A 23,164-nucleotide genomic window follows, 5' to 3' on the forward strand; every position below is an offset into this window, starting at 1 on the left:
CTCCTATCGGGCGTGTCACCCCAAGATCGCGCTGCTTCTTATCCATCTGATACTTTGATATATATAAAACACGCTAAAGACAAACAAAACGATACTGGATACATACAGATTCCGATTCATATCAGCTAATACCGAAGCATTTCTTTTATTGACCTCAAAAATAATTATCATAATATTTATAAGGGGAAATACCAGCTGCCAATACCTGCGGGCCAATACAGCGTAGCTCATGAAAAATATCCCCAGTATCAAGGATATTTCCATCAAAAAGGTAGAAGAAAAGCTCTCCGCACTCAAAGGAAACAGAAGCCTCAGGAAATCCGAACGCACAAAGGCCAGAAATAAACCGTTTACAGGCCTGGAGTAACTAATAAGCCCATCAGTCACAACAGCTGAAAAAGGGGTTGAAAAGAGCATATACCCTGTCAGTATGCTGATAAGCTGGGAACATATGAGCATGAGCAAATAAATAAAGCCCGGTATGACTTTGGAGAAATAAATGGCAGACCTGCCGTCAGGAATCGCCATAAGCGTATAGATGCCCCTGCTGCCTGAATAATCGGACAGAACACTGTAAACACATCCCGCAAGAGTTAATGCAAAACCAATATAAAATACCGAGGATACACCCGAAAGTGCTATCAGCTTTTCAAAGGGTATATACCTGTCGGCGGGATAATCCCCGGCCGTTATGTAAAGGAGCATGTTCTGCGCCACGATGAGCATTAAACACTCAAGCAATACAAGCCTGGAAATAAACCCGAACTGGAAATTTATCAATTTATACAACTTCTTCATATATTCACCCCCGCTTGTATTACAGCTATAATACACTAATCCGTTAAATATCCCATTTATCCGTTATAAGGCGGATTACTTTTTTATAGGACAGGTTTACTTCTCTGGCCGCAGAAATAAAGTCACTGACCAAAGACTCGGTAAGCTCGGACTCGATCCTGGAATATATTTGATCATTTATGCAGATCACGCTGCCCACATTTGTGCTGGTGACGATAAATCCCTCGTCCTCCATCAGTTTGTATGCCTTCTGGGCGGTATTGGGATTGATGTTCAAGGCGGCGGCCAGCTCACGTCTTGAAGGAAGTCCGGTGCCGTTTTCCGCATGCCCCAGCAGTATTTTCTTTTTTACATAATTAGATATTTGTATATATACAGGATCCTTGTTATTTAGTATCAGTCCTGAAAAATCCAACACTGCCAGGTCACCTCCGCCATCCAGGTGTATTATACCACTAATACACCTGGATGTAAATAATTAATACATTTACTTGCAAACAATGACACTATCTTGCCTGTACAAATTCCGCAGTCAATTCAATTCAATTGCCTCCCATACGCCCCCACTGACCCTTACTGATAAATTCTCCGGCTCTGTTTTCTGCATTTTCCACCATTTCTGCATCATAGCCGAGAATTTTCAGCAGCTTTATTGCATTGCGCGTAGAAGCCTGTCCAGGATAGATTTTATAATCAAAGGCAATCTTCTCCTGGTCAAAAAACTCCTGAAAATGATAATTGTCCACCCTGTCATTTAATATCTGGGCCAGCTCTATATCATGTGTGGCGCACAGGCAAATACAGTTGCTCTGTGAAATATAAGCCACTATTTCGGAAGAAGCCGCTATCCTCTCAATTGTATTGGTTCCCCTGAGCACCTCATCAATGACACAGAGGACGGGAATGTCAGGATTAATACCCTGAAGGATACGTTTTAACGACTTTATTTCAACAATATAATAACTCTCCTTTGCTTCCAGATTGTCATTAAGTGCCATTGAGCTGTAAATATTGAAAAAGCAGGAACTGTATTCCTTTGCCAGACAGGTGCAGATGGTCTGGGCAAATATGGCATTTATGGCTGCCGACTTTAAGAAGGTCGACTTTCCTGAAGCATTTGAACCTGTAATAAGTGCTGATTTTAATGTATCAAAGCTGTTTGCCACCGGATTATCTATCAGCGGGTGGTATAATTCTGTAAAATGAAATTTTTTATTGTTGTTTTGGTCATTATTTTTGCAATTTATTGTATTGCAAAGTTCGAGTTCAGGCAGCGTATAATATTCGAGGCTCTCCCTGTATGAAGCGACAGCTATAAGGCTTTCAAGTTCGCCCAATGTCTCATAAATGGTCTTCAGCTCTCCTCTGTACTTCTCGATCAGCCTGAAAATACTGTGATAGGCAATGGGTTCACCCAGAAAGAATATTTTGATAATCTCAAAAAAATAATTCTCAGTTGTATAGAACATAAAAAAGAAAGTGTTAAGGCTGATGCCTTTGATCCTGTTTGTACACTTCTTCAATTTTTCTGTATAGGACCCGATTTGCCCATAGGGCAGCCTGACAATCCTTTTTGCGGTACCGATCATGTTTACCAGGTAACCCAGCGCCTGCAAATGACCGACTATCTGATCCCTTGCCTTGAAGTACATTGATATATTCAAGGCCATTGATATGAAAAACAGGACAACGGCAGGAGGATAAACAGCTGCTGCAAAAGGTGTAACAATAAAAGCAGCGGATAAAATTTTATAGAATAGTCCGCTTTTTCCGAGACCCTTTCTTTTTCCGCTTATGTATTCGAATAAATTTAAGAATCTCAGTTTGCCCAATTGAAACAGCAATATCTGTATTTTTTCTCTTTCGGTGTCATTGCAGCGAAAGTACTCTATCATATCGTTTCTGTTCCGCAATATTTCCTTATCGTATTGAAGCTCTCTAAGAGTCTTGTACAGATATTCCTCACCAATATCGGTCTGCGTGTTATTGATTCTGGAAAAAACCCTGTTCATATCAAGGTCGTTCCAGGTTATATCATCTATATAAAATTTTTCACTGTTTTCTTTGATATTGTTAAAATAGCTGCCGATAGAGATATAATCATTGGGGGTGCACTCTTTTGCGGGTTTCTTTCCCCATTGGGACTGTACATTCTTCCGGCATTTCCTGTCATGTGCGACTTTTCCGTAAGCACTGAAAATAATATAACCCGCTATAACCGCTAAAAAGAAATATAAAACCATCATGATATATTACCTCCATTATGGAAGCTCAGGTATCAAATGGGCTCCCCTTGCCGCCCTCAGCCCCTGTTCCAGGGCAGATGAATCTGCTTCCTCAGTGGCAGCAGCTCGGAACCGCTGAGTCTGCTGCTTTCAAGACGGCTTATGACCCCTTCCAGACCTGCTGTTATACTCAGTGGAATGCCGAGCTTTTCAGACACCTCAGAAATTATTCCATTGCCTTCAAGAATAATTTCAGGAGTGGTCTCCTCAAGAAGGTTGCTGTTGTTGATAAGCCTGGTGACCTTGATATTGGCACTGTATTCTACCAGCGCTATCATCTCAAGGATTTTTTCAGGAGTATCAGTCATACCCCTCCTTGTGTTGATGACAAAAAACATTTCATAATCATCACTGAGTATTTCCTCTTTAAACCTGGATACCGCCTTCGCCCCCAGGTCGTCTCCTCCCACATCCAGAACGGCCTTGTATTCCTTTTTCTGAAAGAGGGAGTATATTTCGGAGGGTATGGCCGGAACATCCACATTGGTATTTGCATACATGGGCAGAATAACCCAGATGTTGTTCTTTTCCAGTTCTTCCTTTGCATCGGCTGTCCTGAAATAAGGATTTACTATATCAAAGTCCACTATTGCGGTCTTATAATGGGCCTCTGCAAGCTTCAGGGCATAATTGACCGCAACTTCGGTCTTTCCGCTCCCGAAATGGCCGGTAAAAATATTTATACGCTTCTCAAACATGCTGTTTCTCCCATTCGATAATATCCTTTATAACTTCACCGGCTATGATCAAACCCATAACCGACGGTACAAAGGGAAGACTTCCCGGAATCTGGTGCTTGACAGTGCATTTTCTGGCAGACCCCTTCGGGCAGATGCACCCTGCGCTGCAGCTGGAGCTTTCAGTTTCAACGGGCTTGCGCGGCTCCTCCTTTGAGTACACCACCTTGAGCTTCTTTATTCCCCTTAAGCGCAATTCCTTCCTGACCACCTTTGCCAGTGGATCCACCGAAGTTTTATATATATCCGACACCTCAAACTTTGTGGGGTCAAGCTTGTTTCCTGCTCCCATTGCGCTTATTACCGGTATCCCCAGCTCATTCGCCCTTACGACAAGGTCAATTTTTGCTGTCACTGTATCTATGGCATCCACAATATAGTCGCAGCTTTTATCCAGTATCTCTTCGGCCACATCCGGCATATAAAACTTCTGTATAATTGTAACCTCACACTTGGGGTTAATTTCCAGAACTCTGTCCCTCATAGCTTCAACCTTGGGTTTTCCCACCGTTTTCCTTGTTGCGTGCAGCTGCCTGTTCAGATTTGTAAGGCAGACACAGTCGTCATCTATGAGTACAATTTTTCCCAGCCCGCATCTGACCAGAGCCTCGACGGTGTATGAGCCAACACCCCCTACGCCAAAAACTGCAACCTTGCTGTTTTGCAGCTTCTCAAGGCCTTCTTTTCCTATTATCAATTCATTTCTTGAAAATTCATTCAGCATACAATTACTCCATTTTATTCTATAAATAATTAAATTCTTGTCTATGCAGAATTATTAAGAAACTCTACAGTTGTTATTTTATCAGGTTAATTGAACCGTATTCCTTCTGTGGCTTTGCAGACTTCGACCATTCTTTTTGCCGAAATAACCGCCCTTTTCACAGCGTTTTCATCATCCCTGGCAGGTCTCATGGCACATACCCCGTGGTGTCCGCAGTCATCGTCAATATACCCGTCCCCCACAATTATCATACCGTTGACCAGCATCATATCGTGCATTGCCTTCAGAGCAGCTTCCTGTCCGCCGAATCTTGCGTTTCCTACGCTGACTCCAAGCCCTACCTTATTATAAAACCACTTGTTCACTCTGGCTTTTCTTGTTTTATCAAACATTGCCTTGAGCTGTGCCGATACGCTTCCGAAGTATACGGGGCTTCCAATCACAATGCCGTCGGCTTTTTTCATAAGCTCAAAAGCTTCTTCCAGTGCGGTGCCTTTATAGCAGCTGCCTGTACACGGATTTGAGCACACCGTACAGTATCCGCACTTCTGCTCACCCATTATTTTTCCTATATCCAGTAAAATAGTCCGTGCTCCGAGCTTTGAACATTCCTCAAGCACTCTGCCTATGAGAAAGCTTGTATTTCCCTCCATGTTCGGGCTGCCGTTGAGTCCAACAATATACACTTAACATCACTCCAAAAGAAAAAAATATGCGTACTTCTAAAAGGATACACCAATTGGGTGATGAAAACAAGTTGTCCTGCTTGTATTAGCCTGTATTAAGCCTTATTGGACGGTAAATAAAAAGAAATTATTCATTTTATGACCTTTCGAGAGTTCAAATCAAACAGCAGGGATTTTTTTATTGCCTTTTCTGCTCCGTCCTTTGCCCTGATTTCCCGGCTGAGTTCAAAGGTATGGTTATCCCGCCATTTTACAAAATCATAACTATATACATACAACCCACTTATCAGATATTTTTTATCCCTGGCCATATCCCTGCTGCTGTCAAATATCTGTTTGTTATCCCGGCAGTTAAAAACTATAACATTGTCTTCCTCATTGCAGGGAATATTCTGCTGACTGGCAGAATACCAGCAGGCATTATATTTTCCGTCAGGTGTTATTGCAAAACCTTTAAAAACTCCAACATCATAATGGATTTTTTCCAGGCGGGAGTTCTCCAGGTCGTAAGAATACAGAGTCGTGCGGTAAAACCTGTCTTCATTTTTTCCTTCCACGGCAAAGTAAAGCCTCTTCATTTTCTCATTCAGCAGCATATGCTTTATATCATATCCGTTTCGGTACTTTTCCCTGAATCCGAAGATATTTCTTATTTCCTTCATTTGAAAAGCATCGATATTGCCGGTTACCGGTCTACCGCCAAGCTTATAGTCAAGCTTCAGCGTAACAAGACCATAGTTGTCTTCGGTCAGATACACCTTTAAATCCAGTTTTGCCGCATTATTGGATACATTTATTTTTTCCTGCCTTCTCGCAGTACGTTCATTCTGAATTTTAACAGAATCCCTTTCAGCAAAGGACCTGGTCTGAGGACCGGAACTGTCCGGGTTTATTTTATGTGAATAGGCACTGTTATTAATATTGGCCTGGGATTTGCTGAATAAAATAGTCCCGCTGACCAAAACTGAAATCATAACCACATATAGGATCGATAGATATAGTCTTTTCATAAATACCTCCCATCCAAAAATATCTATATTGTATTTTATACAAAAATAGAAAATGTATTTACAATAAATATTCCTGGTGTGTTTTCAAGGTATTTTAAAAGCCCGGTAATTTGAAAATTATCTCAGAAAGGCATCAATAGCCAGCAGGAAGACACCTGTGAAGACGGATGTGAAACCGTTTAAACCAAGAAGAATCAACCGTGTCCCTTCATCCGTTATTTCGCCTTTGTCATGTTTTGGTTCTGCTGCATCAACCCCAGTGGCTCTATTCTGATTTTTGGATATTATGATCACAATCCCTGCTAAAACCAGAACAAGTCCTATCAGAAAAAGTGTCTCAATAAAATTGTAACTAATCCTTAGTGAAATCAGATATCCTGCCAGACAAAAAAGTACAGATAGAACAGCACTGTATGCCAGGGTTAAAATACTCTTGAGCTTCAATTTGCCCATATGTCTACCCTCTTTCCTATTCGAGCTGAAATATTCTTTTGGCGTTTTCGTTAAAAATCAGTCTTTTCTGACTTATATCAAGGTTAAAATTCATAATCCTTTTTAAATCATGTATGGGACTTCCCCAGGGAAAATCCGACCCGAATATAATCCTGTCAGCACCGATTTCATTTATTATTGAAGTAACTTCACCATCATCAAGCCAGCTTGGTTCATTGACATTCATTATTTCAGGATAACCGGTTATGACAATCGATGTATCCAGATAAACGTTTTTATATTTTTTTGAAACTTCCAGACACTTTTTAACACTGCCGTCGGCCATGTGCGCGAGAATTATCGGCAGGTCGGTATATCTTTCAATAACCGGCAATATACATTCAAAATCAGAATATTCATTTAATCTTGCATTGGAAACACGTCCACAGTGGATTAATATTGCAAAACGCTTTTCATTGCAGCTTTCATAAAGTTTTTGCATCCTTTCGTCCCTGACGTCAAACCCTTGAGCCATAGGATGAAGTTTTATGCCTCTGGCACCCATATTTATATAGTTTTCAAGGTGTTCCGTCAATATTCCTTCCATTTCCGGATGAAAACTTACCAGGGGAATTAATTTTCCGCATGAATTTTTTCCAGTTTCCAGTGTCCAAAGATTGTTTTGATGAATTATCCTGGGCGGAGCGAAGTTAACCATTACAGTGCGGTCTATTCCACCCGTCTTCATATTCTCCAGAACATTGTCAATTGTCCCGTTTCCCGGATTTGTGAACTCAATATCATAAAGCTTGTTAAAGGAAGATATTATCCTTCCCGCTATTTCATCACTGGCGAAAGTGTGTACATGACTGTCAATAATCTCTATGCCGCTTATCATTTTTCCCTCTAGATCTGCTGTACCGTAGCTATATAATCCCGGTGGCCTGTCACATTTTAGACATTACAGCCCACTTGTATGTTTTGTTATTTTTAATATAACTCAAGTTTTTTATAAAATCAATATAAAAGCAGTATATTGTATACACATTTTATAAAATCATATTACAGGCATATTATCAGGAATTTATGTAATAATAACTTTAAAATAAATTAACAGGAGGTAATTTATGAGAGCATCTGTAGATCAGGATGGCTGCATCAGCTGTGAATTATGCGTTTCCATATGCCCGTCGGTATTCAGCATGAATGAGGACAACAAGGCCGAAGCCATTGAAGACGATATCGCCGAAGAGTTTGAACAGGATGCTGAAGATGCCAGAGATGGCTGTCCTGTAAGCGTTATAGATTTGGAACAATAGAGTAGATTGATACCACAAGTAAAATCCACCCTTCATAACATCCGGGTGGATTTTTGTTAATCTAAATTACAGCACCGGTATCCAGATTTCAACCAGATAATCTCCGGAATTCACATCATTTGAAAAATACTTCTCTATCGTTGGCAGCGAGGACTGCTTGTAAATGCTCTGGGGCAGGAACTCCCCATAAATTCTGCTCCAGGTATTGCCCAGCGTGGGATTTATGGGACCTGCTGACTCAAATACCAGCCAGGTGGACCTGGGAACAGTTACAGTCTTTAAGCCGGCTGCATCTTCTTTAACTGTTTCAATACCCACCATGTAATCATTGAAACCTTCCTCGTTATAGCCGAAACACATACCATAAGTACTTGTATCAATGCCCACCTCAAGCAGTTTTTCAATGGTGCCGTCCCTTTTGCATTGATCCCAGAACTGCGGGATCACATTGTTTTCCAGTGATGACGTAACTACTTTCCCTGCAACTCTAAAACTTTCCCTCTCAACAACCCGGTAATTCATTTCTGCATCTCCTTTAATGGTTAATGTAAAGGACAAGCGTGGAAAGGATTTCAGCTTGATATTCTGCTGCCGTGCATTTGCCGGCGGAATACCGTGCATCTTCTTGAAGGCCACACAAAAGGCATCTGAGGATTCATACCCGTATTTCACAGCAAGATCAATCACTTTGCAGTCTGTGGACTGAAGTTCGAAAGCCGCCATAGTAAGCTTTCTTCTCCGGATATACTCGGAAAGTGTTATTCCGGTCAATAAGGAGAAGGTCCTCAGAAACGGTCCAACCGGACATAACACTTTCCTTCCTATTTCATCATTTCTTATTTCTGTGTCAAGATGCTCTTCAATATAGTCAATAACAGAGTTAAGTCTCTCAATCCATTCCATTCCGGCTCTCCCTCCATATCCAATTATAAGGAGTATCAATTTAAAATTCCCGTTATTTAAAATACAAAAATTAACGGGTTACACCATACAAATTAATACTATATATGGAGTATAATTTAGTCAAGCTTCCGGCATGTATATATTTCCGGCACAAGACAGGTTAATTTCTACCTGACAAGTATATCCGGTCTCATAATCTCCTGCCCGTCAATTATTATCTTTCTCATAGGCCAGCCGGGTATTTCGGTCAAAATCCTGGGACCCTGGAGAGTTGCCAATATGGTATCCTCGCTTTTGGTTCCTGAAATAGTTGGGTTCCAGGCATACATCTGGTTTTCCTGGACCAGCTCCTCTGTGTCAAAGTTCCCAAGGAATTCTCTGGCCCTGTACCCGGCTGCCCCGCCCTGATGATGGAATTTCCATTCCCCGGCAAAGCCTGTCATTTCATATTTATTGACAGCTGCTTTGAAAATATCGGATACACCGGTACCAACAACGGTATTCCTTATCAAAGCGGCATCAACCTCCAGACAGGCTTTCTGCTTTCTCAGAATTTCGTCATCAGGTTCTCCAAAGCTCACCATTCTGCTCATTGATACATACAAACCGTACTTTTCGGCCCCAACTACAACTAAAGCATATTTTTTCACCTTATTTCCTGTGGGAACGGGATGCCTGTACTTTCTGATCCTGTCGTCGGCCGCAATGAGGCAGACAGGCAGCTGAATCCCCTGCTTCATAAGTTTGCTGCCAATGTTTGCAGCTATTTCGTGTTCGGTATCTCCCACATATATTTCCCTGCAGGTTTCCTGTACGGCAATTGCAATCCTGCTGCAAAGTTCCTCCAGTCTCCCGGTTTCTTCGGCGCACAGAGAAAATCTCAGCCTTCTGAAATCTTCACAAAGGTTCGGCGTATTGAAATTTCCCGTATCACTGGCAACCTTCCTGCCTCGGGTCAACTGGCCGATAACATCATTTTTATTCCTGTACCAGTCAAAACTCACAAGCTCAAAATCCGGTATTTTTATCTCCTCGTCCATCATCCTGCAGCGCTCTATCTCGGAGACTGCCACATAACATTTGTCCTTCATAACTATCAGGTCGGCAACTCCTGTTTCTGAAAATTTGGCTACAAAATCATGAGCTCCGCAGGTCAGCCAGGAAAAGGATTCTCTTTTGGATAAAATTATGCCGTCCGAACCTTTTTCATCCAGGAACCTCTTCACCTTATCAAGTTTTGTTTGAAATTCGTTCATAGTCCAATTCTCCTTTTACTTTCGGTCTATAGTGTATTAATTAAAGTAAACAGAGCTTTTGTTGAAGCCAATGTTCCGTCGGCACTTTTTTCCATAGCTTCCTTCAGGCCGGGATATGACAATATCTTCTTTAAATATTCCCTATCCATCCTGCCCAGGATTTCGGCAAAGGAAAGGTGTGTCAGCTCTGATACGGCAGCCAGCTGCTTCCTTGCTCCGGCCTGAACCTCTTTTCTGTGCGCCGGATATCCTGTTCCGAATTCCACACTGAAAAGCTTCTCAAAGATAAACTCAAGATTTACGTCCCCAGCCCATCCAAAGCCCTTGTTCAGCGCCAGTGAAATGCTGTTCCCGCCGTTTATCTGCCCATAGAGCCAGGCGTCAAGAGGCTCTGAAATAAGACCGCAGACTACTCCGGGATACTGAACTATGGCGTTTACAAAGCCCTGTCCCGTACCGCAGCCTCCCACTACAAAATCCACACAGCCGGTATTGAGGAGCAATGCCCCCATAAAGCCGGTATCAATATATGAAACCGCCGGCTCACCGTCCACACCGTACATACCAAGATTGATTATTTCATGTCCTGTCTTGTTCAAAGCGGCTTCCACCATTGAGTTTTTAGCTGCCGAACTTGATTCGGTAACAATTGCTATCTTCATGCAATCAGTCCTTTCGTTTTTATCCCATCTGTTTGAAATACACGTTTGTAAATTTTTTATTTAAAAATCATCTTATCAGGAAGTTTTCAATTTCTTCCCTTGTAGGATCCACAGGGTCGGGAGTAAGTCCCGGAATATACTTACAGGCCTCATACAGAGCTGCGGCAACCTTTCCGTGAACTCCGGTACAATGGTGTATATAAGGGCCATTGATAAGGCGGTTCTCCATCTTCATCCAGTCCTTAAATTCAACCCACACGTATGTGCCGTTGTTTTTCGGGCCCTGAATTCCCCTGCCTTCAGCCAGCAAAAGCTTATACTCTCCCCTGACTCCGTCAAATCTGGAAACTGTTATATCCCCGCCCTTTATTTCCCACTCACAGGCACCGGGGAAATTGGCTCCATAGTGGTTATTCAGCACTGTCTTTGAGTTCCTGCTCTTAAGACTTTGAGGGAAAACACCACAGTGCCACAACAGCTCGGCATTGTCATTTTCAGGATGCCGGACAGTCATGTCCGCAAGAAAAGTAGCACTGTCTCCAAGAACTGCCGCCTGAGTCATAATGGAAGTTACCGCACCATGTATATCAGTTTCGCATATGACCGGAAGTCCGTCATCTGTCAGGTCCGACATTGTGAAGCAGGGAGTGATGCCGAAGGCTTCCCTTACAGGTTTATTGCAAAGCATGGCAATAGCTGAAAGTCCTTCGGCATCGGCCCATTGCCTGATGGCAATCTTCAGGGCCGCCGTTTTTTGCAGGGCTTCGTCATTTATATCTATTCTGTCAATCTTTATTTTAATATCATTAATGGTCTCTTTGAGTATAACAGGCTTCACTGACAGAATTTCATCCATTGAACTTTTGATTTCGGGTATTGTTACAGGTACCACTTCAATGCCAAAGCGTTCAAGCAGCTCTTCCTCGTTGCACTTTACAGTCCAGAAGCCTGCGGGACGTGTTCCTATCTGACCGATTCTCAAATTTGTCATTGACTTGACAACAGCCGCTGCCGATATAAAATTCTTCAATCCTTTTTTAAACAGTGCATCCTCAACTCGGGTATTCGGTATATATGTAAATGGAACCCCGAATTGCTGAAGAACCTTTGAGGTGGCAAAAAGACCGCACTGGCTGTCTCTCTCACGGCTTCCGTCCTGCTTTGGAGCTCCGTCCCTGGGGCCCCACAATAACAGCGGCTTGTTAACTTTTTTAGCCAGCTTTGCAACTGCATCTTCAGTCCCGAAATTGCAGTGTGGTGCAAAGATGGCATCCACACCTGCTTCGATGAATTTTTTAGCCGCTCTGTCGGAATCACAGCCCTGATAAAGCAAACCTTCTTCATTAAGAAAATCCAGATTTACATATTCTATTCCGTTCTGATCCAGAGTGTCTTCTATAATATCTTTTTCTTTTATGGCATCGGCTTTGTCAAAAAAGTTCTTTCTGGTCAGAATTCTTCTTGTCGGAGCTAAACCGATCTTTACCCTGTGCTTTTGCTTGTATTCCTCCAGCATAAAATACCTCCTCAGCGTGCTTTTATATGTGCACGTATACTAAATTGACCTGTTTATATTGATTTTCCTTGTGTTTTTCATAAACTCCATAACCTGGTCCCTACTGTGTACAGCGCCATTTGAGCCAACCTTTCCCACCGCCAGCGATCCCACGGCGTTCGCCAGCTCTATGCATCTGCTCAGCTCCCAATTCATGTTCAAGCCGGTCAAAAAGCCTGCGACAAAGTTGTCTCCCGCACCTGTCGTGTCCACTACCTCAGCCTCATAGGGAGCTTCATAAAAACTTTGTTTATCATTGGAAACAAAGCAGCCCTTTGCGCCCAATTTGATTATCACATTCTTTATACCTACATCCAGCAGCTTTTCTGCTATCTTTTCAACCCTTGTTTCTCCTGTTATTGCTGCAGCCTCATCATAACTGGGAATAAAATAATCCAGCTTGCCCAATGCTCCCTTTATTGCAGCAAAGCCTTTTCCGTATGTGTCACACATCATGTCCGCGCATGTAATGACTCCATTTTTGCGCGCTTCAAGTAGAATAGTCTCTACACCTTCCCCGTCGAGCTTTTTCAAGGCATATATACTTCCTATGTTTACAATTTTGGTTTGCTTTAGAATCGAAAGATCTATGTCCTCCAGAGAAAATTCACAGTTTGCGCCTCTGTGAGATGCGAAATTGCGGCTTCCGTCCTGATTGACCAGCATTACACATACACTCGTACTAGCATTTTTATCCTTACATATGTATTTCGTGTCAACTCCTGCCCTGGAGGTCATCTCCAGCAGCATTTGACCGAAAATGTCCTCTCCGATTTTCCCCACAAGTCCCACTCTGTTGCCAAGCCTGCTCAGGGTAATGGCTTCATTCATGGCATCTCCGCCCGGCATTATATCAATTGCATCCACCATTGTCACATCCCTGTCAAAAACACCTTTATCAACCGGTCTGACAGGCATGTTCATATTTATAAGCCCAATGCACAGCACATCGTATTCGCGGTTAATATTAACCTCAGAATCTCTCAAACTATTCTCCCCCTTTCTTTAAGCTTGCGGCCCGGATAATTTTTAAGCAAATTGTTTTCCGGGCTGTCTCAAAACAAATGAAAATAATGTGTTACTGATCATAGTGCGCGAGTACAACTTCAAAAAATGATAAGCTCTATTAAAAGTACCTGTGATGAGCCGTACAAATTTAAGGCATGTACTTTGTGAGCTATCCATTTTTTGAAGTTAGTACGAGGGCACTAAAGTTTCACATGGATTTAAATTGTATTAGTTTTGCGATACATCCTTTGTAAACAAGTTGCTTATTATAAAGAACCATCCCAGGTACTGACGTTCTTATTATTTTTTTCAGCATCGTCAAACCATCTGGTAGTTACCGCCTTTGTCTCGGTAAAGAACCTGACTCCGTCTTTTCCGATGGCATGCAAATCTCCAAAGAAGGATTGTTTGTGGCCTGTAAACGGGAATATACCTACCGGAACAGGAATGCCCACATTTATCCCCACCATGCCTCCGTCTGTTTTCTTTGCAAATTCCCTGCTGTAATATCCGCTTTGAGTAAATATTACCGAGCCGTTTGCAAACCGGTTTGCATTCATTACTGCAAGGCCTTCTTCAAAGTCCTTGACACGCTTTATGCATAAAACAGGCCCGAAGATCTCATCATCACCCACAGTCATATCAGATGTCACCTGGTCAAATATGGTCGGCCCGATGTAGTATCCGCCTTCATTTCCATCCACCTTCACAGCTCTGCCGTCAAGCACCAGCTTTGCCCCTTCGGAAATTCCCTTTCCGATCCAATTGAGCACCCATTCCTTGTGGGAGGATGAAATAACCGGACCCAGGGTTGATGTTCTATCATAGGCAGGTCCGATTTTAAGCTCTTTAGCGTATTTGACCAGTAAGCCGGTCAATTTGTCGGCTATGCTCTCCTGTGCCACAATCACCGGCAGTGCCATACATCTTTCACCCGCACAGCCAAAGGTTGCATTGATTATTCCCCTTGCAGTTCTCTCCAACGGTGCGTCTTCCAGCACCAGTGCGTGATTTTTGGCTTCGGTCAATGCCTGGACTCTCTTTCCGCTGGCAGCTGCGGTTTTGTATACATGAGCACCTATCGAGGTTGAACCCACAAAGCTTACACCCTTTATTGCAGGATCTGTCAATAAAATTTCCGCTTCATTCCTGCTGCAGGTTACAGCATTTATAACTCCGGCCGGCAAACCTGCTTCCTGCATAAGTTCCAGACAGCGGATGGAAGTCATGGGCGTCATACTTGCAAGCTTAAGCACCATTGTGTTGCCGGTGGCTATACACAAGGGCATCATCCAGCCCATAGGGATCATTCCGGGGAAATTAAACGGTGCAATTCCTGCAAAGACTCCCACAGGTTCACGGTATAGCACCGTATCATATCCGGCCGAAGTATTCATCAGAGATTCCCCCATCATCAGAGACGGAATACCGCAGGCATGTTCTGTTATCTCTTTTACCTTTAAAATATCACCTTTGGCTTCTTCCCACACTTTTCCGTTTTCCCGCGCACAAATGTATGTAAGCTCATCCAGATGCTCTTCTATCAGACTTCTGAACTTATATAAAATTTGCACTCTTTTAATTGCAGGCGTATCGGACCATGCAGGAAATGCGTCATTTGCAGCCTTAACGGCCAGCTCTACCTCTTCCTGTGTACAGCACGGAGTTTGTGCTATGACCGTACCCGTACTCGGATCCATAATGTCCATGTATTTTTGGGATTTGGACTCCACCCACTCATTATTTATAAAAAGCTTTAATTTATTTACTTCCATTTTTCCTACCTCCTGTATTTAACCCGTTATAATTTTTTTAACTGCGCCGACAAGCTGTTTTGCGCTGAGTCCCAGATGTTCTGCAAGCTGTTTGTATGTACCTGAATGAATGAATCTGGCTTTTCCACTCTCATCCAGGGCATTGATGGAAAATATTTTATTCAGATCGGGGTTCACTTTATTTTTAAACATGGTTTTCTGGAATTCCGAATATAGATACCCGTTGTTCTGTTCTGCAAAGAGCAGTGACTTGCCTGATCCGGCCAGTTCAACAAACATTGCTTCATCAGCCGACGGCATGTCAATAATATCAACTTCTACACCTTCGCCTTTTAGTATTTCTGCCGCAGCAAGGGCTTCATGGGCACCCCTTCCGCTTGTTATAACAGCAATTTTACTGCCTTCATACCTGCTGAGATAATAGCCCTTTCCAAACTCAAAGGTATAATCGGAGGAATAGAGCACCTTGGATTTTGCCCGCATTATTCTCAGGTACACCAGGCCCTTGTTTCCTTCGGCAATCCATTCCATGATACTCATAAGCTGCTGCGGACACGAGGTGTCTATTATTTTAAGATGTGCAATTCCGCTGAATACGGTTATATCGTCATTTCCCATATGAGTTGCACCGTTTGTCTGGGTCTCGAGATTCGGTGCCGTAGCCAGGAAAGTGAGATCAAGCCGGTGTCCGTCGCTAAGCCAGCCAGCTTTTGACTCTATTGCTTCAAGGCGTTCCTGGTATCCTATGGCTATTCTTCTCAGCGCTCTCCATTCAAAGAAGGGGCAGAAGGTACTTACCCAGGCATTATAGCCGGCTGCCGCGTATGCCTCTCCCATACACATCATATTAACTTCTGCGATTCCCACATTTACGGCCCTTGTTTTATCAACGGCACTTATCCCGTCAAATAACCCACTTGTTGACGACAGGTCGGAATCTATGGACACAACCTTTTCATCCTGTGCAAAAACCTTCATTACATCTGTGACTATTGAGCTGGCAGCATATTCTTTTGTTTTATCAAGTACCGGCAGCATATCCCGGGGATATTGCAGCTTTTTGTTTCTGGGCGCCGCTTTGCAGGTTTTTGCTTTTGCTTCTGTAGCTATAACTTTAAAAGACTTGTCCGGGGCACCCGGAACAACAGACAGGTTCATGCCGGCGGCAAAAGCTTCCAATTCCTTTACTGCGGCTTCTTCCTGTCCCTCCAGTCCCGACAGGAACCTGGCCAGCTCTTGTGCCCTGTTTGCAAGTCTCTTTTTTTGATATTCCATTTCGAGCTCAAAAACCTTGCCTGAAAAATTCGTCTTATGACTGTCAGTTAGGTTGGAAAATCCCCCAAAGCCTTTGGTTGTATTGGATATAATCACCGTAGGCCTTCCGTCCCGCACTTTGTTTTTGAAAGTATCAAAGGCTTCATAGGCTTGAGAATAGCTTCTTCCGTCAATTTCAAATACCCTCCAGCCGAAGGCCTCAAATTTTGCTTTTAAATCGCCCAGTCCAAGTATCAAACGGTTGGTGCAATCCAGCTGTCCGTAATTTCTGTCAACTATAAGGCACAGATTCTCCAAACCGGTTTCACCGGCATACATAACAGCTTCCCATATGGAACCTTCCTGCAGCTCTCCGTCCCCGGACATACAGTAAACATCCCGCTTGGGAGCTTCCCTCCTTATCAATGCGAAACCGGCTGCTGCTGATAGTCCCTGCCCTAAGGGTCCGGTGGAAATGTGCACTCCGGGCATCAGTGGACCGGGATGGCCGTTGATTATACTCTCAATTGATCTTGTATTCTTTAATAAATCCTTCGGGAAATATCCCTTATCGGCATATATCGTTGTAATTGCCGCTACCGAATGGCCTTTGCTGAGTACAAATGCATCCTGGTCTTCTGCTGTGGGATTCTCAATATCCAGCTGGATAAATCCGCCGTAATACAGCGTCGCAAGCGGGATCACCGCAGAAAATACTCCTCCTATGTGGACTCCGTTATCCACAGCATCGGCAGCTTGCTGCAGGACAGACATTCTGAGAATTGAGTCCTTATATTCCAATAACAGTTCTTTTCCCTTTTGCAGTATGTATTCCGTATTTTGTCTACTCATTTTTTAACCTCCATGTCCCAATGTGCCGGATGGTTGTCCCATGGCGGCACACAAAAAAGCATCTATGCAATACTTTTTCATTTTCTTTCTGCGCCTACCATCTGAAATAACTTTTTAAAAAGTTTAGGGAATCCAAAGCATCTTTTTCGAAGTCATTTGTATAAGCTTCAACACTGATTCTTGCATCGTAGTTTATTTTTTTCAGAGCTTCAATAAAAGATTGATAACTGTCTTCTTCAAGCTGCTTTGGGAAGACCCTGTCAAAGGTATTTGCTATGTGTACGTGTTTTATATAATCCTCTGTTTCCAGTATTACAGAGGGGTCTTCCTGCTGGTGCCTCAAGTGAAAAAAGTCCACTAACAGCTTAATATTCGGGTGTTTTACACTTTTAGCCAGTTTCAAACCCTCCCTGACCGAATTTATTATGTTGCATTCCTGGTGTCTCAAGGGTTCAATCAGGATGGTAATATTGTATCTCATGGAAACCGTTCCAATATAACGGGTTATAGCCACCAGACGGTCCCAGGCATCAATTCTGCCCAGGCCCTCAGGAACTGTTCTGGAGGGTCCGCTCCCAAAGACCACATATTGCACACCCAGTCTTTGTGCACGAGAAAATGCATGCTTCAGATACTCTCCTATTTGCTTGTCACTTGTTTCAGATGAAAAGAGTCTAATTTGCGGAGGAAATAAAATGTTGCATACCTCACATTGAATTTCCGATTCCTTCAAGTTTTGTTCCACTGCTCTAAAATCCTGCTCATCAAGCTGTGCCATCGGAGCCAGTGGAAGCTCGATATAGTCGTATCCCAACTGCTTTATGACCGGAGCTGTAAAATCTCCCACACCGGTTTGTACCAGCATATTGCCGCAACAGCCAAACTTCATTTTCATCCCCCATTCCATTATTTATTGGTCGTTTGGTTTCCTCAGACAGCCAAATAAAAGGATAAATTCCTTTATAAGCTTTGTAAGCTCTAAACGCATATCCTTTGAGAAATCCAGCCATACACTGTATTCGGATTGTTTTGTTCTGAAAAAGTCAAGTGTACAATCTGAAAGTGCGGTATATATATTTACCTTTTTGATTCCTGTTTTTACCGCCCTCACAAAATCGGTCTCAGAGATTCCCGAGCCGCCGTGAAGTACCAGGTCGCAGGCTGTCGCAGCTCGTATTTTTTCCAGTCTATCAAAGTCAAGCTTCGGAGTGCCCTTGTAGTGACCGTGCAGATTTCCTATCGCTACCGCAAGTGCATCTGCTTTTGTACGCTCTGCAAAGTCGGCAGCCTGCTCGGGTTTGGTCATCAGTGAACTGTCTATTGCTCCGCTGGCCGCATTTCCCACGTATCCAAGTTCCCCTTCAACTGAAACCCCCATTGCATGGGCAATCTTTACAATTTCGGCTGTCTGCTTTACGTTTTCTTCATACTCCAGTGCCGAACCGTCGAACATGACCGAGGTAAAGCCTCTTCTTAAAACTTTCATTACCATATCAAAGCTTTTGCCGTGATCAAGATGTACGACAATCGGTACCGAGGCATTCCGGGCCAATTCAACGCACAGATTTGACATCATATCTATATCATAGAATTGGAAAAATCTTTCGGGCATGCCGATGATTGCAGGCATATTTGCTTCCTCTGCAGCCTGTACTATTGCTGCGGCATATTCGGCTGTTACCACATTGAACATACCTATACCGCACTCTTTTTGTCCTGCAAAGTCCAGTGCTTGTTTTAATGTGCATAAAGACATAGTGTGCTCCTTGTTTTTAAAATTTGTATACATGTATACATATATGATTAAAGCAGTACCACTCCTGTCGACAGGTTTGTATCAACCTGATACTGACAGCTGTAAGTGCTACATGCTTAATCTGCTTTTTTCAGTTATATTTCTTAGAACAGCAAAGTCAGGATAGAGTGTGCTTTTGCGTTAAAATCCGCAATTTTCCCTTCAATTCTCAGTGTAAATTCCTGGTCGGCATCATTTTTATTCATAACTATTGCAACCTTTTGCCGGTCGGGATTTTCAAAGGCTATGGCCTCCAGATTCGGAGTATATGTACTTAAGCCTATTCTTCTGGCACCTCTTTTTACAAATTTGCTGAAATGGCCCATGTAATAATATGCTGCTCCGTAGGTTATTTCACCTGTCCCGGTATCTGCCATAATGGGTGAATTTCCAAACCAGTAAATGCCTTTGTCACCCATTGCTATTTGCTTTTCCCGCCAGTGACTCGGACCGGTATTCTCGTCCAGAAGCAGATTCCAGTCGGTCCAGGCACAGGACCAGTTGTTAAAGTTCCCCATTATATCATGTGCATATCTTTCCCCCGACAGCCAGGGATTTTCAAGGTTCTGTCTGGTACAGGCCTCTGTTCCGTAAATATTTTTGTCAGGGAACAATTCATGCGTTATGTTAAGGGCTTCAAAATGATCTCCCGAGTAATAATGCACTCCCACACCGTCAATATACTCCGCTGCTGCCGTATCTCCAAAAGCGGCCCTGGAGCGCTCTACAATTCTTTCCTTATTGTGATCCCAAATAATTATCCTGATATGGCCAAGTCCATTTTCTCTTAAAATGGGGCCGAGATAGTCCCTGACAAAATCCCTTTCCTCTTCGGCGGTATACACGCAGGATTCCCATGGCTGTACCGCCTTTGCTTCATTTTGTACTGTAATACCCCATATATCTATATTCTGGTTTTGATACTCCCTTATATATTTTGCAATATACCTGGCCCAAACCCCGTAGCATTCCTTTTTAAGTTTTCCGCCGTTGACCATTTCCAGGTTGGTTTTCATCCATCCCGGAGGACTCCACGGACTGGCGAATAATTTCATGTCAGGGGCAATGGCAAAAGCATCCCTGATCATCGGAACCAAGCTTTTAGTATCACGTTCTATGGAAAAATGCTTCAGTTCAAAATCTCCTTCAACCTCGTCATATGTATATTCTTCCAGGGCGTAATCACAGCTGTTGATATGTGTACGGCAAAAATTGTAGCCTATTCCCCTGTCTTTATCGAAGTAAGCAGTGAGAATTTCTTTACGCTGTTCCGTTGTCAATTTGTCCAGGGTGGTACAGGAGGCTTCAGTAAATGCTCCTCCGAAACCTTCTATTGCCTGATATTTAACATCACTGTATATGTTTATTAATTTGTTTTCCTGTTCAAGTGCATCAATTCTGAACTCTTTTGTACCTTTATCACTCAGCCTGTCCTCTGTATCCTTACAGGTTTCTATTACTCTTATCAAGCTCTTCATATTAACCTCCTAAGCCATATTTAAGCCATATTTATGGCTTCGAGCCGCATAGCATCCGCAAACCAGCTACGTTTCATACCGGACAAACTCCAGTATATATCAGGAATTTGTCCGGTATGGCATTGGATATTACTTGTTATCTGCTATAAATTTATCTATTTGTGCCTGGAGTTCGGCAAGAACTTTTTCATTGCCGGCTGCCTTCATCTGTTTCTGTGTAGTGTCCAAACCCTTGACAGGATCCACATAACCCAGCTCAAGAGGATTGAAGTACTGTTCCATAACATTCTGTACGGCTGCATATTCGTTCTTTATCTTTTCAGTGTCCATGTAGTATGATCTGAATTTATTGGGTACTGCCGTGTCATGATATTCTTTCTGAATCTGTGGAAGTGTTTCAGGCGATCCCACCTTGTTCAGGTCGAAGTCTCTCATCTGCATTCCCCAGAAACCATTCTGGAAGGCAAACTTCGTGGAATCTACAGACTCAATTGTGTTGTCTTCATGAATCTTGTAGTTTACACCTTCAATACCGAAGTTAAGCAGGTTGTAGTAGGTTTTGTCGGATTTGATTTTATCCAGAAGCATCAGGGCACGTTCGGTATTGTTTGAAGAAGTAGGTACCGCCATGGCATCCTGCATGTGTGAAAGTATTTCTATTGGCTCAACAAAGTTATAGAAATTGAAATCCCACTTTGTATCAATGTTACTGCTTACCCAGACTTCAAGATTCTTTATTCTTGATGCGGCAGTTCCGTTGTTCATCTTTTCGGTATCCTTGTTTGCCAGGGCGGATTTGGACCAGCAGCCCGCATCACTCCATTCCTTCATCTTGGCAAGGAATTCAGGCATGCCATCCCAGTCGGTCTTTGAGAAAACCTTGGGCTGCTCCTGTTTCGGATCAATCCAGTATATGCTGCCTGAATTTCCCGTTAAAGGATACAAGCCCTTGCTAAGCATATAAATATCATCTATTTCACTTCCGGTTGAAGTAAAGAAGGTGGGGTCCATACCTTTTTCATTCTTTGCAACAGCCTTGAGGAAATCGCCGTACTGGTCAAAGGTATCAATGGATTTCATACCGTACTTGTCCATCAGGTCTTTTCTCACAACCGGCCCATATGCGTTATAGCTTTCCTTGGTTCCTGCCACAGCATAAATATGCCCGTTTACGGTTGCCTGCTTCATAGCTTCTTCGGTAATGGTTTTGTAGCTTTCAGGGCAGTATACCGGCAGCAAATCCTCAATGGGCTTGAAGGCTCCCTTTTGTGCCTGGTAATAATAGTTCATCCAGGTAGCGGTATAGATCAGGTCAATTGGTTCACCGGCCGAAAGTATCAGCGGATACTTGGTTTTGTACTCACCCCAGTTGAGGTAGTTTACCTGCAATGTGGCATTCAGGTCGTCCAGTGACTTTTTGTTGAATTCCTTCATTACATTTTCAAAATCCGGAGATTGATTACCTATTATGTACATCACTATCTCCGCCTCTTTAGATGTATCGATCTTACTCTGAGCTGAAGAACCGGCAGTCGAAACCGCACTTGTGTCTGACGCTCCCGACGGGTTGCCGCCCTGACTGCCGCAGCCGCCGAAAACCAATGCTGCAGCCAGTACCGATACCAGTAAGGAATAGAGCTTTCTTTTCATACTTTTTCCTCCCGAAAATATAATTTGGTATTTATTTTTAACCATACTGCAGTTATATTATCCCTTAACTGCACCAATGGTAATACCCTTGACAAAATACTTCTGAACAAATGGATATACCAGCAGTACAGGTCCTGTAGCAATAACCGCCATAGCCATTTTTAATGATTGTGCCGGCATATTCGATATCTCAATACCCGACGACGAGGATATCCTCGAAATTGCCTCGGTTGCAGAAAGCATGTTGTACAGCATGTACTGCAACGGATACATTTTATAATCTGAAATATACAGCATTGCATTGTACCAGTCATTCCAATAGCCCAGCAGGATGAACAATCCGATGGTAGTCAGGCCCGACTTGCTCAATGGCAGGATTAACCTGACATAAATAAGAAATTCTCCGGCACCGTCAATTTTAGCAGATTCAATAATGGATGAAGGTATTGAGGCCATAAAACTTCTCATGATCAGCAAATAAAAGACATTTATGAGTAACGGCAGTATCAGGGCCAAATAACTATCCTTCAGGTTTAAATATTTTACAAAGAAAATATATATGGTCAGTGTTCCACCGTTGAAGAGCGTGGTGAAGTAAAAGAAGAAAGAAAAGCCGTTACGGTATTTGAAGTCCTGTCTGCTGAGCACATATGCAGTCATGCTTGTAACAAACAGGCCGAAGAAGGTCCCGGCTGCAGTTATAAATATGGTTACACCATAGGCATGTATTATTTCTCCCGGATTTTTGAAAAGCAGGTCATAAGCATTTGTGGAAAATTCCCTGGGAATAATGCCATAGCCGTACTGTGCTATTGATTGCTCTGCTGTGAAAGAACCTGATAAAAGCATGATAAAAGGGAATATGCAAAGCAGTGCCAAAACCGATAATATTGAGTAACCGATTATGTTAAATATTATTGTAGATTTGGACATCCGGATTCTATTGTTTACTAATGTAGAATAACTCATTTATAAGGCTCCTTTG

22 protein-coding genes are annotated in these 23,164 nt (G+C 42.9%); 1 reads left to right on the forward strand and 21 read right to left on the reverse strand.

The annotated features are described in order from the left end of the window. Positions 1–15 precede the first annotated feature (15 nt). From CTER_RS18970 to CTER_RS19010, 9 genes are all read right to left on the reverse strand, one after another. On the reverse strand, positions 16–798 hold the full coding sequence (locus CTER_RS18970) for a hypothetical protein (RefSeq protein WP_004628244.1): 783 nt from the start codon (positions 796–798) through the stop codon (positions 16–18). Positions 799–841: 43 nt separating this feature from the next. Next, positions 842–1,216 carry a GntR family transcriptional regulator gene (locus CTER_RS18975; RefSeq protein ID WP_004628366.1) on the reverse strand — a complete coding sequence of 125 codons (375 nt, stop codon included), beginning with the start codon at positions 1,214–1,216 and terminating at the stop codon, positions 842–844. 124 nt (positions 1,217–1,340) lie between these two features. Beyond that, positions 1,341–3,044 carry a MutS-related protein gene (locus tag CTER_RS18980; protein WP_004628254.1) on the reverse strand — a complete coding sequence of 568 codons (1,704 nt, stop codon included), beginning with the start codon at positions 3,042–3,044 and terminating at the stop codon, positions 1,341–1,343. A gap of 56 nt (positions 3,045–3,100) precedes the next feature. Then, the gene (locus CTER_RS18985) at positions 3,101–3,781 is read right to left on the reverse strand and encodes a hypothetical protein (RefSeq protein WP_004628354.1); all 681 of its coding nucleotides are present in this window, start codon (positions 3,779–3,781) and stop codon (positions 3,101–3,103) included. Further along, complete coding sequence (locus tag CTER_RS18990) at positions 3,774–4,544, reverse strand: tRNA threonylcarbamoyladenosine dehydratase (protein ID WP_004628464.1); 771 nt, start codon at positions 4,542–4,544, stop codon at positions 3,774–3,776. Before CTER_RS18990 ends, CTER_RS18985 begins: the two co-directional genes overlap by 8 nt. 86 nt (positions 4,545–4,630) lie before the next feature. After that, the gene (locus tag CTER_RS18995) at positions 4,631–5,230 is read right to left on the reverse strand and encodes a flavodoxin family protein (protein WP_004628294.1); all 600 of its coding nucleotides are present in this window, start codon (positions 5,228–5,230) and stop codon (positions 4,631–4,633) included. Between the two features lie 131 nt (positions 5,231–5,361). After that, positions 5,362–6,240 (reverse strand): hypothetical protein, encoded by an 879-nt coding sequence (locus tag CTER_RS19000; protein ID WP_004628411.1) that lies wholly within the window; start codon positions 6,238–6,240, stop codon positions 5,362–5,364. Between the two features lie 117 nt (positions 6,241–6,357). Beyond that, positions 6,358–6,693: a hypothetical protein gene (locus CTER_RS19005; protein ID WP_004628481.1), complete on the reverse strand. Its 336-nt coding sequence runs from the start codon at positions 6,691–6,693 to the stop codon at positions 6,358–6,360. Between the two features lie 16 nt (positions 6,694–6,709). Next, on the reverse strand, positions 6,710–7,570 hold the full coding sequence (locus CTER_RS19010; RefSeq protein WP_004628272.1) for an amidohydrolase family protein: 861 nt from the start codon (positions 7,568–7,570) through the stop codon (positions 6,710–6,712). Positions 7,571–7,799: 229 nt separating this feature from the next. On the opposite strand from CTER_RS19010, the gene CTER_RS19015 reads away from it, so the two are divergent. After that, the gene (locus CTER_RS19015; RefSeq protein WP_004628433.1) at positions 7,800–7,991 is read left to right on the forward strand and encodes a ferredoxin; all 192 of its coding nucleotides are present in this window, start codon (positions 7,800–7,802) and stop codon (positions 7,989–7,991) included. A gap of 66 nt (positions 7,992–8,057) precedes the next feature. Here CTER_RS19015 and CTER_RS19020 read toward each other — a convergent pair whose 3' ends face one another. The 12 genes from CTER_RS19020 to CTER_RS19075 all read right to left on the reverse strand — a co-directional run bounded on the left by CTER_RS19020 (position 8,058) and on the right by CTER_RS19075 (position 23,148). Further along, positions 8,058–8,894: an AraC family transcriptional regulator gene (locus tag CTER_RS19020; RefSeq protein ID WP_004628444.1), complete on the reverse strand. Its 837-nt coding sequence runs from the start codon at positions 8,892–8,894 to the stop codon at positions 8,058–8,060. 167 nt (positions 8,895–9,061) lie between these two features. Beyond that, positions 9,062–10,150, reverse strand: coding sequence for a M24 family metallopeptidase (locus tag CTER_RS19025; RefSeq protein WP_004628309.1), 1,089 nt, complete (start codon positions 10,148–10,150; stop codon positions 9,062–9,064). Positions 10,151–10,176: 26 nt separating this feature from the next. Next, positions 10,177–10,812: an RpiB/LacA/LacB family sugar-phosphate isomerase gene (locus CTER_RS19030; protein WP_004628341.1), complete on the reverse strand. Its 636-nt coding sequence runs from the start codon at positions 10,810–10,812 to the stop codon at positions 10,177–10,179. A 67-nt stretch (positions 10,813–10,879) separates the two neighbouring features. Beyond that, positions 10,880–12,328 carry an L-fucose/L-arabinose isomerase family protein gene (locus CTER_RS19035; RefSeq protein ID WP_004628496.1) on the reverse strand — a complete coding sequence of 483 codons (1,449 nt, stop codon included), beginning with the start codon at positions 12,326–12,328 and terminating at the stop codon, positions 10,880–10,882. Positions 12,329–12,367: 39 nt separating this feature from the next. Then, on the reverse strand, positions 12,368–13,354 hold the full coding sequence (locus CTER_RS19040) for a carbohydrate kinase family protein (protein WP_004628409.1): 987 nt from the start codon (positions 13,352–13,354) through the stop codon (positions 12,368–12,370). Positions 13,355–13,641: 287 nt separating this feature from the next. Beyond that, on the reverse strand, positions 13,642–15,150 hold the full coding sequence (locus CTER_RS19045) for a CoA-acylating methylmalonate-semialdehyde dehydrogenase (RefSeq protein ID WP_004628290.1): 1,509 nt from the start codon (positions 15,148–15,150) through the stop codon (positions 13,642–13,644). A gap of 18 nt (positions 15,151–15,168) precedes the next feature. Beyond that, on the reverse strand, positions 15,169–17,256 hold the full coding sequence (locus tag CTER_RS27150) for a transketolase C-terminal domain-containing protein (RefSeq protein ID WP_004628488.1): 2,088 nt from the start codon (positions 17,254–17,256) through the stop codon (positions 15,169–15,171). Between the two features lie 94 nt (positions 17,257–17,350). Beyond that, positions 17,351–18,145 carry a sugar phosphate isomerase/epimerase family protein gene (locus CTER_RS19055; protein ID WP_004628453.1) on the reverse strand — a complete coding sequence of 265 codons (795 nt, stop codon included), beginning with the start codon at positions 18,143–18,145 and terminating at the stop codon, positions 17,351–17,353. Positions 18,146–18,166: 21 nt separating this feature from the next. Beyond that, positions 18,167–19,012: a class II fructose-bisphosphate aldolase gene (locus tag CTER_RS19060; RefSeq protein ID WP_004628233.1), complete on the reverse strand. Its 846-nt coding sequence runs from the start codon at positions 19,010–19,012 to the stop codon at positions 18,167–18,169. 143 nt (positions 19,013–19,155) lie between these two features. Further along, complete coding sequence (locus tag CTER_RS19065; RefSeq protein WP_004628394.1) at positions 19,156–20,529, reverse strand: glycoside hydrolase family 30 protein; 1,374 nt, start codon at positions 20,527–20,529, stop codon at positions 19,156–19,158. A gap of 129 nt (positions 20,530–20,658) precedes the next feature. After that, the gene (locus tag CTER_RS19070; RefSeq protein WP_004628478.1) at positions 20,659–22,179 is read right to left on the reverse strand and encodes an ABC transporter substrate-binding protein; all 1,521 of its coding nucleotides are present in this window, start codon (positions 22,177–22,179) and stop codon (positions 20,659–20,661) included. Between the two features lie 57 nt (positions 22,180–22,236). Then, positions 22,237–23,148, reverse strand: coding sequence for a carbohydrate ABC transporter permease (locus tag CTER_RS19075; protein ID WP_004628378.1), 912 nt, complete (start codon positions 23,146–23,148; stop codon positions 22,237–22,239). Between the last annotated feature and the right edge of the window lie 16 nt (positions 23,149–23,164).

Origin of the sequence: Ruminiclostridium cellobioparum subsp. termitidis CT1112 (assembly GCF_000350485.1) — a bacterium.
Classification (GTDB): Bacteria; Bacillota; Clostridia; order Acetivibrionales; family DSM-1351; genus Ruminiclostridium; species Ruminiclostridium termitidis.